Source organism: Collinsella ureilytica (assembly GCF_019795105.1).
GTDB classification, from domain to species: Bacteria; Actinomycetota; Coriobacteriia; order Coriobacteriales; family Coriobacteriaceae; genus Collinsella; species Collinsella ureilytica.
Genome location: NZ_JAIMFO010000007.1, coordinates 218,112 through 233,460 on the forward strand (window position 1 = coordinate 218,112; position 15,349 = coordinate 233,460).

Below are 15,349 nucleotides of genomic sequence, written 5' to 3' on the forward strand. Positions count from 1 at the left end.
ATTCAGCTCAACACAAGTTGTCTACCTCAAGTTGTCTACCTCATATGCTGAGATATATCGATCGGACGGTCAAATGGATCGAACACATGCCCCGCTTCATCTTGAATGCCCTGATAAAGCCTTGAAACACGAAAACGACCGAGTATGCGTGTCTCACGAGGCCCGCCAGAAATAATGGGCTCCGTACTCTTTTGCACCTGCCGATCAATTGCAGCGAGAAGCAATTCTGGTCGAAGTGAACCTTCATTTCCTGAAAAAGTATCTAAGATCAGGACAAGCGCACCATCGGGAGCTGCAGAGAGAGAAAAGTCTGCAAGCAAGGACTTCAGGTCTAGCGTCTTTCCCTTTTTCCCTCGTTGGTAGGTAAGCGTATGAGTCGAGATAGCCCGTAATGCTTCCTCGATTTCTTGGACACTCAAGGCGCTGCCTGAAATATCAACCTGATAGCCAATCCGATTAATCTCGGCGGTCAGTGCCGGCCGTCGTCGATCAATATAGGTAGCTTCTTGAGCAAAAAGATCGCGAGGAGAAGCGCTTCGCAGCTGGTCGAGCACCTGGGGCGTACGAATAAAGTCGTGTAAGAAGAGATCGAAATACTCACAGGCCGAGGCAGTGCCCACCGGCAGTGCTGAAGAAAATGCAATCCTCATGCGAGGGGAATAGCCTTGTGTAATGGCAAATGGAAGACCTGCACGCCGAATAATTCGATCAACGGTTCGAATAACCTCAAGATGGCCTAAGTACGCAAGTCTCCCCTGCTTGCAATAGCGCACACGAAGCCGAAAGAGCGCATCTCCTTGCTCACTCATGATCGTGCTCCCACTAACACATTTTCTGCCTCAAGTGTTGGGCAGATGCCACAGCCCGTACACGAACTCATCGTACAGTCCTCAGTTGTTTGACCAGCAAGAGCTCGACGATACTCGCGCTCAAGAAAGCCTCGAGAAACTCCTGGACTCACATGTTCCCACGGCAGGTGTGCGGTCAAAGGAAACGGAGTTTGTGCAATCTCTTTGAGGTTCATACCCAAATCTTGGGCAGCCTCCTCCCACCGGGCAAGAGAAAACTGCTCAGTCCACGCATCGAAGCGCTGGCCTCGCTTCCACGCGCCCTCAATGAGTGGAGCTGCGTCTTGACCCATTCGAGACAAAACCGCCTCAATAAGAGAAGTTTCAGCATCATGACACCGCACGCGAACAGCGCGATCCGAGACACTCTCATATAAGAGTTGCTGGCGGCGCTTCACTTCCTCATCGTCAAGCTGAGCACACCACTGAAAAGGCGTATGGGGCTTTGGAATAAACACAGAGACGGAAAGGGTCACCGAAAGTGAGCCTCGGCGAGATGGTGGTACCAGCTCTCGACCGATCTCAAGCACGCGCTCGCCAAGCTTCGCAATCGCTTGAATATCTTCGTCAGTCTCTTCTGGTAAGCCCATCATGAAATATAACTTCATCCGGTTCCAGCCAGCAGAAAAGGCAGCTCGAGCAGCACGCTCAAGATCTTCTTGCGTCACATTTTTATTGATGCAATCACGCAACCGTTGACTTCCTGCCTCAGGCGCAAAGGTAAGACCGCCGAGTTTATCCCCTGCAACCTCTAGGGCCATGTCAACGCCAAATGAATCAAGGCGCTGAGAAGGGATGGAAATGCGAGTACCCGTACCTTCGGTACTTCGGTTAAGTCGTCTCAAGATTTCTTGGCACTGAGAGTGATCAGTGGTGGAGAGCGAGGTCAGCGAAACCTCATCGTAGCCAGTTGCCGCAAGACCACGCGAGACCGCAGACACAATTTGATCGGGCGTACGCTCTCGAACAGGGCGATAGGTAATACCAGCCTGGCAAAAACGGCATCCTCTGGCACATCCGCGCAAGATCTCTATTGAGAGCCGGTCATGCACAAGCTCGGCAAAGGGAACGATTGTTTGCGATAACGCGTCGGTGCTCCCAAAATCGGTGATCACCCGCTTATACACAACCGCAGGTGCATCTTCGTCCTCTCGCGGCTGTACATAGCCGTGAGCCGTCGAGCTCTCATCAACAATAACCTCATACAAAGCCGGGACATAGGTTCCAGCAACATGAGCAAGCTCACGAAGGATAGTTTGGCGAGCCTCACCTCGTTGACGAAGACGCCGAAGCAAGGAGCACACCTCAACGATGGACTCCTCCCCTTCCCCAATCAGGAAGGCATCAATGAACGGAGCTAAAGGCTCGGGGTTATACACCGAAGGGCCACCGGCAATTACGATGGGATCATCCTCAGCACGATCGCGGGCATACAGCGGAATTCCTGCGAGATCTAAGGCCTCAAGATAATTGGTTGCTGCCATTTCATGGGGAATATGAAAGCCTACAACATCAAAGGAAGCAACCGGAGCCGCACCCTCGAGCGACAGCAAGGGGACCTTGCGCTCACGCATCAGATCGGCCATATCTACCCACGGCAGATACCCACGCTCGCAGCTCAGGTGCTTTTCTGCGTTGAGAATCCGATAGAGGATGGCAATACCTTGATTCGGAAGGCCAACTTCATACAGATCCGGATAGATCATACAGATCCGAAAATCAGCATCGGACTTGAGGCTCGCACCCCACTCATGGTTGATATAGCGTGTGGGCTTTTCTACCAGATCAAGCAAGGGTTCAATCTCTGAGAAGTAACTCCGGTAGCTTAGACGCGCCATAGATACCTCATGCTCGCCACCTCATTTACGCAGCACGCCCGGAGCTGAGCAGCCGAGATGCTCCCAGTCGCTGAATCGATGCAGCTGCTTTTTTAAATGCGGCTGACACCTGAGGACGATCACTCCCGCGACGATAGAACTCACTTAAAACAAGACCCATCAGGTAGGTGCTCGCACCACCTGCAATGCCTTTCACCGCAAAGCTGAACATGCCAGCACGACGAGCAAGCGGACGAACGAGCTGGCGTAAAATCAGACCCGTTCCCACCAAGGCTACACCCTCAAAGGCGCGCTCCCACGAAAGCGGCTCATCGTGAATTGAAGCCAAGCGGCTCATCATGCCAATCTGCGTTGCAGCCATAACGGGGAAATCAGCTCCTGGAACAAAGACCAAGGCACCGGTTATGGCATTACTCATAGCTGCAGCCTCAATCGCTTGACGAGAAGCCCGTGCTCGAAGAAACGCGAAGGCAGAGGCCAGGGCATCCACACGATCGGTGTGCTGTATGATCCAAGCTCCCAACTTTGAAATAAGCTGAGCATCGTGTTTGCTCACAACACGGCCAAGTAAGGTGGAGTGCTCTTGGACGAAGGTGGTCTCGGCAGCATCTCGAGCAACAACGACCGTAGGAGTTCCCGTAACAACTGCTTCTTGAGCAACACTGGCCACTTCTGGTGAACCTGCACTCAAAATAACTGCCACATCGCATCCCGCTCGTACCGCTCCTGAAGCATCAGCAACGGCAAACACACGAACAGAAGCACTCGGCACCTCAGGCATAAAGGCATCACGCATGGTCGCAATGAGGCTTTTATCAACGGCCGGATCTACAATCAGCACCACGCGAACAGAACCTAACGAGTCCTTCCGTGCAGCAAAACCCGTTTTCACAACACCAAATAAGGCATCCAATGGGAAGCGCATAGCGCTCCTTTCTCACAAGCTCTCTGCTCCTAGGCAGGTTTTGATCGATACCGCCAAATAGACTGTACGATCCCTACCGTTGCACATTGCATCATCATGGAACTAGAGCCAAAGCTGATAAAGGGCAACGGAATACCCGTAATCGGCATGAGACCCATACACATGCCTATGTTCTCAAAAATCTGAAATGTCCACATGCCAATAATACCCGCCCCAACAAATTTCAAGAAGAGGGAGTCTGAACGGTGAATGACCCGTATGGTTGAAAACAGCAAGAGTGCAAAGAGGATGAGGAGTAAAGCTGCACCTACAAATCCAAAGGTTTCACTCAAAAGTGCAAAGATGAAATCGGTATGCGCTTCGGGCAAAAAGCCACGCCCAGCCTGAGAGGTATTACCAATCCCTTTTCCAAAAAACCCACCTGAACCAACCGCAATGAGCGATTGCAGAAGGTTATAGCCAGCCCCCGTGGTATCGGCATCTGGATTCAAAAAAACCAGCAGGCGATTCATTTGATACTGCTTAATCAACACATCATGACCAAGCAAGCTATCGAGCAAAGAATCAGCCGCAAGGAGCAAAGAGACCAAGCCAACCAGCAAAGCAACCGTAGAGAGCACCCACTCGCGCCTCGGCCCGCTCATGCAAATGATAACGGCTCCGCCTGCAAAGATAACCAAGCCGCTACCAAGGTCTCCTGCCACAATTACCGCTCCAAAAGGAACGGCAAGCATCAAACACAGGCGAATATAATCTCGGATTGAATCGATCTTCCCATTAAACTGCGCAGCTAAGCTCGCCATAAAAAAGGCGGTAATCAGTTTTGCCAACTCAACAGGCTGAAAGGTAAGACCGATAAGAGGGATCTTTACCCAGCCAGTAAGGCCTTTTGCATTATGAGAAAGACCAGGTACATAGGGTAAGAAGATCACTATGAGGTCAATGATCAAAAGTGTGGTAGACATATTGGCAAGACCTCGAAAGTCCAGCCGCCACATACCGACAGCGAGACCGAGGCCTAGCGCGACACCTAAGAGATGGCGGGGAAACGATGCGTCGGCTATCGTGAGCGAAGCGCTCCACACAACCACACAGCCATACGCAATCAACAAAAGCGACGATACCAATACAGGAAGGCTTATGCGCTGTGCCCACGAAGCTCGTGAGGACTCTCGACGTTTATTCACACGCTCAATGCGTTTAGAAGTCGCACCCATGTCCCCTCCTAACGAGTACGGTCGCCGCCATACGCAGCAGTATCTGGTGAGTCATAAATCGCACCTAAAACGGTGCGAGCGGCTGGCATAGCAGAAGCCGAACCAAAGCCACCTTGTTCAATAACAACGGCAACAAGATACTTTGGATCATCGGCCGGAGCGTAGCAGATAAACCAGGCATAATCATCCTGGCCACCCTTCTCGCCCGTACCCGTCTTTCCGGCTACCCGCACGTCCAAGCTCGTAAAATGCCGCGTAATTGCATCGGTCTCTTCATAGATCACGCCCTCAAGCGCACCGCGCACCAACTCTAAATCATCATCGTTATGAGACTTTACTCGGCGGAGCTCACGTGGTTCATACGTGGTAGCCACAGATCCATCGGGGGCTAATGCTGAGTGGAACAGATGCGGAACATACTCAACGCCTCGCATGGCTACACCGGCATAGACCTGAGCCATCTGCAAGGGCGTCACCAAAATATCGCCCTGGCCAATTGCTATGTTTAACAGGTCTCCGGGATTCCACGTTCGATCAGCATCGTCCCAATCAGAGAAGAACTCTCGCTTCCACGCCGCATCAGGAATGCGACCGGCAAATTCGCCTGGTAAATCAATATCGGTCAAGCTGCCCAGACCCCAGCGGCGGAACACCTTTTGCATACCCTCTGAATCGGAGGCGTCATAAAAGAATGACTTTCCAATATCGTAAAAGACTGCGTCACATGAATTTACGATGCCTTGTCGCAGGTTTTGAATACCATGACCGTCATGGTTATAGCACCATCTACCAGCTGCTTCACCAAGACCTGTCCACCAGCCCGTGCAAAGCGATGTTTGCGAGGTGGTATAGGCTCCAAACTCAAGAGCCGCAAGCGAAGAGAGTACCTTGATGGTAGAAGCAGACATATATTGACCAGCAATTGCCCGGTTCAACATAGGCGTTCCGCTTTTTTCTCCGTTTAAGCGCTCCCAATCTTCATTTGAAACACCGCCGATGAAGACCGACGGATCAAAATTAGGAAAGCTTGCCATGCCAAGGATCTCACCGTTGGTAACATCCATACAAAGACAGGCTCCTGCAGGGGCAGCCTGGCCGGCAGCGTGAGCTCGCTCAATTCCGAAGGCAAGACCTGCCTCACAGGCCTGCTGAATCTTGAGAGACAAGGTGAGTTTAATATCGCTACCTGCACGGCTCGGCACCTCACCTGCTTGTGAGACAACCTTGCCCGTCGAGTCTACCTTGACCGTTCGCTCACCACGAATACCCTGTAAAAGCTCCTCATACTGCGCTTCTATACCAGCGTGACCGACGATGTCCCCCGACTCATACACAACCTTTCCTTCGGTACCTACCTGTTCACGGTTTTTTTGCTCATCGAGCTGCTCTTGCGTAATAGCTCCGGTATAACCCAATACATGGCAGGCAAGGCTGCCATAGGGATAGGTGCGCATGGATCCCTCAATCACATGCACCCCTTCAAATTCTGTCGGATGCTCTTGAATATAGGCAATGATCGATCGGCGAACATCGCTGGCAATCACATGAAGACTCTGAGCGCTTTGCGAATAATCGAGGATGCTTCTCATAACCGTAATAGAGGGAACGCCTAAGAGGTTTGAGAGATGCCTGATCACCAAGGGGCGCTCAGCCAGATCACGATATGCCGCCAGTGAAAGCGTAGGTCGATTCGTTACCAGCTCAACTCCATCGCGATCAAGAATTCTTCCTCGAGGGGCAGGCGTAGTAACCGTCCTCGTGCGGTTTCGCTCAGAGAGCTGCTCATAGTAGTCGGCAGAAACCATTTGCATGCTCCAGAGCTTGACACCAAGAGCAGCGAGCGCTGCACCAACTGCTGCCGTTAAGAGCTTGAGACGACCCTTGAGCGAAAGGTCGGTCGTAGCTCCCTCCCCTTCAGCCGCACGAGGTCGTGTCCCGTGAGCAGTATCAAAGGTAAAGCGCCCTTTATACCCACGCATAAAGAAGAGGGCACCCACGATAGCTGCAAGCAAGAGTGCCCCAGCAACGATGACAACGAGCTGAGCATCCATAGAGCTATCCTAAGACCCGATAGCGGGTACCTGTACGCGGACGAGCAGAAAAGCCCTGTCGCCCCTCTCGCGGAGAGCCGAGAGTCAAGAAAAGGATTGAGGTAAGAGCTGTTAAAACTGCAGAAACAAGCCCGGTTACCAAGATGGCATGAACCGGATCTACCAGCACACCTAAGGCAAGCATGGCAACAGAAGACACAAGCATCACGGCAGCTGATGATGTGGTGCTCAAACGAATTCCTTCTGAAGTCATACCAAGAGCGATTGACTTTGACGATGTTGCCAGTATGAAGGCAGCAAGTGAGAGAAACAACGGCGTAACCCCTATGGGAGCTGCCCCTAAAAGATCTGACAGCAAACCGCAAGCAAAGCCGATACACGCAGCAGTGCCCGGAGCCATGCCGCAGGCCTGAGCGCAGACGACGGCAACTAAGAGATCGGGGCGGCCACCGAATAGAGAAATATGTGGAATCAAACCCGCTTGGAGCAGGCCAGCAAGCATATAAGGAGCGACGCGCTTTAAGGTACGCGCATTGAACTCACCAAGACCTGCCATACTATGCATCCCCTTTTTGATCTGGAGTAGTAGCGCCAGATCCGTTAGCGGCGCGCACCTCATCAACAGAGGCGACTTGATCTTGGCCTATCTCTGTGACGATCAGTACTTCTTCATTTGCACGGGCAGATGCTGGTGAGCGCACAATAATCGTGCGGTAGGCTTGCGAACCATCCTTTTCAACAGAAGCAACCGTGCCTAAAGGCAACCCCTTAGGAAATACGCCGCCAAGCCCTGAGGTGATAACAATATCTCCTGCCTTCACATCCATATCAGCAGGGACATAATCAAGACGCAAGCCGCCATCTGCCTGTCCACGCAAGGTACCTTGCGCACGTGACGACTGCACCATCGCGGAGATTCCCGAGCGCTCATCGGTAATCAAGCGAACCGTTGCAGTTTGCGGAGCCAACTCAACAATCTGACCAGCAACTCCACCAGCAGAAAGAACCGGCATGCCAATAGCTAGGCCAGCAGAAGAACCCTTATCGATGGTGAGGGTATGTGTCCATGCATCTGAGGTTGCACCAACAACACGAGCTGCACGTGTTTTGAGCTTATAGGTAGAAGAAATACCAACCAAGGCTTCGAGACGCTCAGCCGTTGCCTCAGCCTCTCCAAGCTCTGCCAACTTGGCAGTCAGCTCAGCATTTTCACGCTTAAGCTCGGTCAAGGTTGCTTCAGAGGCAGTGAGGTTGGTAAAAGCCGTGCCCACCATACCAAAAGGCCGAGCGATACCGGCACCTATGAGGCGTACCGGAGTGGCGACCCAAGAAATACCCGCTCGAACAAGATGAACAGGACCGGTCTCAGGCTCTCTCAGATACAAGGTCAGCAACAAGACTGAAGAGAGACAGCAAACGATCAGGGTTCTCAAACCCGAGCCTTGCCGACGTGTTGTCGTATGAGAGCGAAATCGCCCGTTTTTGCGAGACAATGAGCTGCCAACCCTTACGCGTTGCTCTGAACAAATGATCCATAAAAAGCATTTGCCTCAAGAACGCGGGCACAGCCATTGACGACATTATCCAAGGCCGTTGGGCTCACGTTCACCGATACACCTGTCTCGTCGCGCAGGCGCACATCGAGACCGCGCAACATAGCGCCGCCTCCGGTCAGCAAAATGCCATAGTACATAAGGTCTGAGGCGAGATCGGGCGGCGTGGCATCGAGCGCATCCTTGACCGCCTTGGTCATCTCATCTAAGGGCTTATTCAAAGCGCGGCGAATCTCTTCACTCTCAATGCGCACGGTCTTTGGAAGGCCTGAGATGACATCGCGGCCATTCACCTCAACATCCAACTCATCTTTGAGAGGAACCGCCGAGCCTACCTTGATCTTGATATCCTCAGCCGTACGCTCGCCAATGGCGAGATTATATGCGTCACGCACATGGGTCAGAATTGCTTGGTCAAACTCATCTCCGGCAATGCGGATTGATTGAGAGACCACAATGCCACCCATCGCAATAACAGCAACCTCGGTTGTGCCTCCGCCAATGTCAATCACCATAGAACCCGTAGGCTCTTCAACCGGTAAATCGGCACCAATGGCCGCAGCCATAGGCTCTTCAATGAGATAGGCCTGGCGAGCACCTGCAGAAATAGTAGCTTCAAAAACTGCACGCTTTTCGACTGAAGTAACTCCTGAAGGCACACAAACCACAACACGAGGCCGGGGCGTCCAGGGATAGCGCTTTTTGCTTGCCTTATCAATGAAGTAGCGAAGCATTGCTTCGGTCACATCAAAGTCAGCAATCACACCATCTTTTAGAGGACGCACTGCCACAATATTGCCAGGAGTGCGACCGAGCATGCGCTTGGCCTCGATACCGACTGCCAAGATGCGCTCATCATTTTTATCAATCGCCACCACTGAGGGCTCGCGCAAGACGATGCCCTTATCTCGAACACTGACGAGCGTATTGGCGGTGCCTAAGTCAATTGCTAAGTCACCGTCATACTGCCCAAAAAACATGTCCATCAACGAAAACAAGTTGTTCTCCCAACTCCAAAACTCACGAGATAAGCTACTCAGCGTCTGAGGATCCAGCGCTTCCTGTATCAGTGGCACTACCGGTGGTACCTGTCGCTGCACCGGTCGTGTCCTTTGCTGTGCCAGAAGGAGAGGCTACAACATCGGAGGAGCCAAAATGTATCGTAATGTTTGAGATGACCCAGCCCAGACCCTGGCGTACAAAACCAACCTCATAGGTTTGGGTTCCACCCTTGGACAAGGTTACATTAACCGTAGCTGTGGACTGCGTCATAGACTGATCCATGCCCTCAATAACCGGGGTGGCACCCACCGGCACCGTAGAAACAATGACACCACGAGCATCTTCGGTAAGACCGGTAGCCAGATACGGATCGGTATCAGTGCCATCTGTGACTGCATTAAACAGATGGGTCAGCGTCTCTTGCTGAGAAGGGATGCCAAAGCCACGAGTAAAGGCAAAGGCTACTCCTCCCGCAGCAAGGAGCAGGATCAAAATAAGCGCCAAAAAGATCTTAAGACCGGTATGGCGACGGCGACGACGCACCTTTTGGTCCTGTCGATCCTGTTGAAGCATTTCAGACTCAGTCAGTGTGAAAAAGCCGGTATCAGAAGGGTCAGGCATAAAGGCACCAGACTGACCAAGCGGATCGAGAGGATCCACGCCAGGACCTGGCTGTGTAGACATGGGACGGCGGCTTGCTAATGCCTCTTTTGCCCCCTCCAAAGCACGCTGCTGCTCGGGGGTAAGCCGATAAATACCATCAGCAGTGGCACGATTAAACGCATCAACCGCCTCAGAAGCCTTACCCATAGCAGCATAGGCCTGGCCAAGCCCTGCCGAGAAAGCGCGGGCATCATCGACAGGTCCTGCAAAGTCAGACGCAGCACGGAAAGACTCCACAGCATCTGCGGGACGACCCAGCAGGATAAAGCAAGAACCTAAGCTCGCAAGAGCAGCTGCAGGCGCGGGATTTGAACTATCGATGGCAGCCTGGCGAAATGCTACACCGGCCTCGGTGGCATCTCCCATCTGAAGCAGCACCTCGCCGAGTCCAATTTGTGCTTTATAAGGTGTGGGATACGAGGTATCGCGGAGCGCTCGAGTAAAGCTGGTGCGTGCCGCCTCAAGGTCACCCGCCGCAGCATAAGCTTTGCCCTGATTGGTGAGGAGCGCACCTGACTTGCCATAGGCAGTATCTGAGAGCGCCTCTCCATAGGCACGTGCCGCCTCATCAAAACGACCAAGACGCATGAGCGAGTTGCCTCGCAGGTGATCGGCCTCCCCTGCCTGCTCACCAGGCTCTTTTGCAGCGGAAAACATCTGAGCTGCTCCAGCAAAATCGCCAGCGCGATAGGCAGCGCGAGCTTGGTTCAGAATATCAGCGTTCACGTGAACTCCTTCATACCGTCGCTTAACTATCTGCGACCCTTATCGATCCTCATGGACGATATCTATGCTTTCAATCACGTCTCCAGCACGAAGCGCAGCGATTACCTCGTGCCCTTCACGTGTTTGCCCAAAGACGGTATACCCAGAATCAAGGTTGTGCTGAGACCCTAAGCAGAAATAAAACTGCGAACCTGCAGAGTCAGGGTCTGCGGAGCGAGCCATAGCCAGCGCGCCATCTTCATGGCTGTTATTTGGATTTGAAGCAAACTCAGCTTTGATGCACCAGCCAGGACCTCCCGTGCCCGGCAAGCCGTCAGGACCTGGCATGCCAGCTGCAACCTCACGAGAAGACATGTCACGCGTATTGGGACAACCACCCTGAATCACAAAGCCAGGAACATAGCGATGAAACTTCAGATCATCATAGAAGCCCATTGTTGCAAGTTCACAAAAATTGGCAGCGTGAATCGGAGCTCCGTGCGTATCAAGGGCAACACGAATAGTTCCCTTTGAGGTATGAATGACAGCGTATTCATCACCAGTGAGCTCATAGGCAGGTACATGAAGATGTTTTTCTAACATGAATACCCTTTTCTTAGGTTCGATGTCGATCTTTTAAATTCTAGCAAGAACGTACGCAGTTCACGAATGCCCCACGCCTTCTCATGCAGCAAAAATCACGAACTGGGCTTCGGTTCTGCGGACGCCACATGAGCAAAGAACGCATCCCGCGCCTGAGCATCCTCCTCTGCCCGCTCACGCAAAGGCCCTAAAATCTCTTGCTCATGATCGATGGGACGCTCATCTTTTCCTAAAGCAAGGGAAATATCCCATGAATCACAGTAGATGCCTACGCGCTGACTGACCCAGCCGGCAAGCTCAAGCAGACGAGCTCGATCTTGCTCTCGCTCAGAGCCTTCCTGGAATTTCATCTCTTGAATTTCTGAAGTGACTGACTGCAGGATCGTGCGGGCACCATAGGCACTCGCAGCACAGTCATGACGCATATTAGGATCCGGTGCAATATAGCCAGCATTATAGTCGTCAATAATTGAGGCGAGCGCGTCATGTTGAGCAACAATTGTTTTCCAAGCAGCTGCAAGTCGACGATACGCATCCGCATCAGAGAGAGCTTTTTTTGCTCCATCTTTTTGTTCATCTGCTTGATCGGGCTCATGTGAGCCCTCATCTGCAGCAGGCTTTTGCTCATCACGGCTGGGATACATCGTTTTCGCAGACTGTTCAAGCGCTGCTAGCATGCCGGGAACCAGATGATACGGATCCAGAGCAAAAAAGCCCACAATAGCCGCAAGCACTACACCAGCACCAAGCGTAATAAACCGACGAGATGAGCGTGGTGAAGCAACATCGTATGAGGGCGGATCGGATTCACGATACTCCTCAGCAGCCGACGCAAGCTCTTGGGCGGGAAGTGAGCTTGTTGCAAACGGGTCATCCACTGCAGGTGTATCTGCACCCAGTCGCGCAGTATCAACAGATAAGTCGGGCGTTTCAAGCTCTAAGGCACGCTGAGACTGACGTGGAAAACTGGCAGTGCGACCAGCAGCGAGATCAGCCGAAGCTGAATGTGTTGACAAAATACCCGGGGCTGGGCGACCACACTTTGGACAGGTTCTATCGTGGGCTGTGAGGCGCGCCCCACAGCCTTCGCAAAACAAAAACTCAGAGGTACCAACCTCATGATCTGAGCGGATTCGTGCATGACACGCGGGACAATATGCGAGCCCGTCATCGATTGACGCTAAGCATTTAGGACAGATCACAAAAATCATGCTCCTTTTTCAGATGCGTTGGATACCAGAAGTGCCTGAAGCACGAACGGCAAGATGCCGCCGGCGCCTAGGTATAACGCCTCAGTAGGCGTATCAATACACACACGTACCTCAAAGCTCACCTGGGTCTCACCTTGACGCGCCACTACCCGAGTTGTAGTAGCAGATCTACCAGCTCGGCCTACATCGACTGGCTCGATCGTAAATGACTCTAAACCTGTGAGCCCTATGGTAGTCGCATCTTCGTGAGGCATGAACTGCAAGGGTACTATCCCCATGCCAATAAGGTTCGAGCGATGGATGCGCTCAAAGCTCTCGGCAATAACCGCTCTCACTCCTAAGAGAGCAGGTCCTTTTGCAGCCCAGTCACGAGAGGATCCTGAACCGTACATCTTACCAGCAATGATTACCAAATCGCGACCAGCTTCTGTTGCTGAAACAGCTGCATCGTAGATAGAAACAATCTCTTTGCTTATAGGATCGAGCGTCCATCCACCGAGCTTGCCTTGGGCGAGCTTATTTTGTAGGCGCACATTCGCGAATGTTCCCCTCATCATAATCTCGTGGTTGCCTCGGCGAGAACCGTAGGTATTAAAGGAGGCCTCATCATATCCTCGCTCACGGAGATACTGAGCTGCAGGAGACGTGCGGCCAATGGCTCCTGCCGGCGATATGTGATCGGTTGTAATAAAGTCTCCCAAATACGCAAGGCACGCTGCATCTGTTATAGAGAAGCGATCAGATGCTTGTACCTGCTCAAAATATGGTGGCCGGCGCACATAGGTAGACGATGGATCCCACGGAAAGGTTGAACCGGATGCTTCAGGTAAATCCTGCCAGGCCTGACTTCCCTTTTGAGCGGACAGGCGGGTACTTTGAAACACGAGTGGATCCAAAACAGCCTGCAAGCACGCCTCAACCTCAGCGTCAGTCGGGAGCAGATCACGCAAGAAAACCGGACCGTCGTTGCCTTCGCCTAACGGCTCAAGCTCCAAGTTACGATCAACCGTACCTGCAAGCGCATAGGCAAAGACCAAAGCAGGTGCTGCAAGGTAGTTTTGAGCTACATCAGGGCTAATTCTTCCGTCAAAATTGCGATTACCAGAAAGCACGCTCGTCAACTCGCAGGTTGCAGCAAGCTTTTCCATACCGTCCAATAACGGTCCAGAATTGCCAATGCAACTCATACATCCATAGCCGCAGACATCAAATCCTTGACGTGCAAGGGGTTCTAACAAACCTGCCCGAGCAAGCAAACTCGTCGTTGCGTGGCTACCAGGAGCAAAAATCTTTTTCACCCACGGCCGCGAGTACACACCGAGCTCACAGGCACGAGCAGCTGCAAGTCCTGCCGCTATCATCATGGCTGGATCCGTTGCAGTCGTACAGCTCGTAATCGCGGCAATCGCGATCGCTCCATGTCCTAACTCATACTGATGCTTGTCAATATGGACTGAAAAGCTCTCGCCTTTCGTTCGGCCATGGTCTTTTAGGCTCTCTTCGAAACGCTTCGGCAAGTCTGCAATGCTTACGCGGTTGTGAGGGCGAGAAGGTCCGGCCAAGGATGGAGTGACCTCAGAAAGATCAACCTCAATGAGCTCAGACCACACGCGCTCGTGATCCGGATCTGATAAGAGACCTTGAGCTTTGAGATATTCGCGAACAAGGCGTATATCATCCTCGTCAGTGCCGGTGAGGGCAAGCTGATCTAATACCGCTTCATCCGGTGGGAAAAATGTTGCAGTGGCACCATACTCCGGCGTCATATTAGCAACGGTTGCCCGCTGCGTAGCGGTGAGCTCTCTCACACCCGGGCCGGTACACTCGAGCAAGCAACCCACAACGCCAATCGCGCGCAGGCGATACGCGAGCTCAAGAGCAAGATCCATGGCCGTAGCACCACCGGCAAGCTTACCGGTGAGCTTGATCCCAATAACGCGCGGTACACGCATGCTGATTGGCTGGCCTAAGGCTGCAGCCTCAGCCTCAATGCCGCCCACGCCCCATCCAAGTACACCAATTCCGTTTACCGTGGTGGTATGAGAATCGGTTCCAACCACGGTATCAAAACCAAGTGCATCCGTAATTTCTGATGTGGCAGGCGCAGGGAGTACGACGCGAGAGATCTGCTCAACATTGAGCTGATGGCAGATACCGACGCCTGGCGGGACAATCTTTACCTCATCAAAGCTCTTGGCACTCCATTTTAAAAAGGAGAAGCGTTCGGTATTCCGCTCAAGCTCAAGGCGGGCATTTTGCTCTGCTGCATCGGGCACAGATGAACAATCTGCCGTAACTGAATGATCAACAACCAGCGTACAGGGAATACGAGGGTTCACAAGCTCTGGGTCTCCCCCACACTGCTTTGCAGCATCACGCATAGCAGCAAAGTCAACAAAAACTGGAACACCGGTAAAGTCCTGAAAGAGCACTCGAGAAGGCATGAACTCAATCTCAGGACCTGGAACACCCGCGAGACCCGCCTCAACAATCGCGCGTGCCTGGCTGATTGCGCGATCCGGATCAGAGACGGTTCGCAAGACATTTTCTATCAGCACCTGCAAAGACACCGGCAGCGTATCGGCTCCTTCAAGTGCTGAGGTAAGAAATACAGTCCACTTCTTGTTATCTATAACGAGCTCAGAAGCGCCCATGCGCTTAGTTGCCATATCAACCCCCAGTTGCGAAGCATCGACTGCTTTAGTATCGCATGGATGAGTGCTGAGGAAAGCT

At 52.5% G+C, this 15,349-nt stretch carries 12 protein-coding genes; all 12 read right to left on the bottom strand.

The annotated features are described in order from the left end of the window. Positions 1 to 35 precede the first annotated feature (35 nt). Positions 36 to 809, bottom strand: coding sequence for a TIGR03936 family radical SAM-associated protein (locus K6V98_RS06865; protein ID WP_222199769.1), 774 nt, complete (start codon positions 807 to 809; stop codon positions 36 to 38). After that, positions 806 to 2,686 (bottom strand): TIGR03960 family B12-binding radical SAM protein, encoded by a 1,881-nt coding sequence (locus tag K6V98_RS06870; protein ID WP_222199770.1) that lies wholly within the window; start codon positions 2,684 to 2,686, stop codon positions 806 to 808. Before K6V98_RS06870 ends, K6V98_RS06865 begins: the two co-directional genes overlap by 4 nt. Positions 2,687 to 2,711: 25 nt before the next feature. After that, entirely contained in the window at positions 2,712 to 3,611 is a 900-nt protein-coding gene (locus K6V98_RS06875; RefSeq protein ID WP_222199771.1) for a hypothetical protein, read from the bottom strand. Positions 3,612 to 3,640: 29 nt separating this feature from the next. After that, complete coding sequence (locus tag K6V98_RS06880) at positions 3,641 to 4,828, bottom strand: FtsW/RodA/SpoVE family cell cycle protein (RefSeq protein WP_222199772.1); 1,188 nt, start codon at positions 4,826 to 4,828, stop codon at positions 3,641 to 3,643. Between the two features lie 8 nt (positions 4,829 to 4,836). After that, complete coding sequence (gene mrdA, locus K6V98_RS06885; RefSeq protein ID WP_222199773.1) at positions 4,837 to 6,879, bottom strand: penicillin-binding protein 2; 2,043 nt, start codon at positions 6,877 to 6,879, stop codon at positions 4,837 to 4,839. A 4-nt stretch (positions 6,880 to 6,883) separates the two neighbouring features. Continuing rightward, positions 6,884 to 7,435: a rod shape-determining protein MreD gene (mreD, locus tag K6V98_RS06890; protein WP_222199774.1), complete on the bottom strand. Its 552-nt coding sequence runs from the start codon at positions 7,433 to 7,435 to the stop codon at positions 6,884 to 6,886. 1 nt (position 7,436) lies between these two features. Continuing rightward, complete coding sequence (gene mreC / locus K6V98_RS06895) at positions 7,437 to 8,312, bottom strand: rod shape-determining protein MreC (RefSeq protein ID WP_222199775.1); 876 nt, start codon at positions 8,310 to 8,312, stop codon at positions 7,437 to 7,439. Positions 8,313 to 8,386: 74 nt separating this feature from the next. Further along, a complete protein-coding gene (locus K6V98_RS06900) occupies positions 8,387 to 9,418 on the bottom strand; it encodes a rod shape-determining protein (RefSeq protein ID WP_222199831.1) in 1,032 nt (343 codons plus the stop codon). 46 nt (positions 9,419 to 9,464) lie between these two features. Beyond that, positions 9,465 to 10,823, bottom strand: coding sequence for a tetratricopeptide repeat protein (locus tag K6V98_RS06905; RefSeq protein WP_222199776.1), 1,359 nt, complete (start codon positions 10,821 to 10,823; stop codon positions 9,465 to 9,467). A 39-nt stretch (positions 10,824 to 10,862) separates the two neighbouring features. Next, on the bottom strand, positions 10,863 to 11,405 hold the full coding sequence (locus K6V98_RS06910) for a peptidylprolyl isomerase (RefSeq protein ID WP_222199777.1): 543 nt from the start codon (positions 11,403 to 11,405) through the stop codon (positions 10,863 to 10,865). A gap of 95 nt (positions 11,406 to 11,500) precedes the next feature. Next, the gene (locus tag K6V98_RS06915) at positions 11,501 to 12,607 is read right to left on the bottom strand and encodes a zinc ribbon domain-containing protein (RefSeq protein WP_222199778.1); all 1,107 of its coding nucleotides are present in this window, start codon (positions 12,605 to 12,607) and stop codon (positions 11,501 to 11,503) included. A gap of 5 nt (positions 12,608 to 12,612) precedes the next feature. Continuing rightward, positions 12,613 to 15,285 carry an aconitate hydratase AcnA gene (acnA, locus tag K6V98_RS06920; protein WP_222199779.1) on the bottom strand — a complete coding sequence of 891 codons (2,673 nt, stop codon included), beginning with the start codon at positions 15,283 to 15,285 and terminating at the stop codon, positions 12,613 to 12,615. Between the last annotated feature and the right edge of the window lie 64 nt (positions 15,286 to 15,349).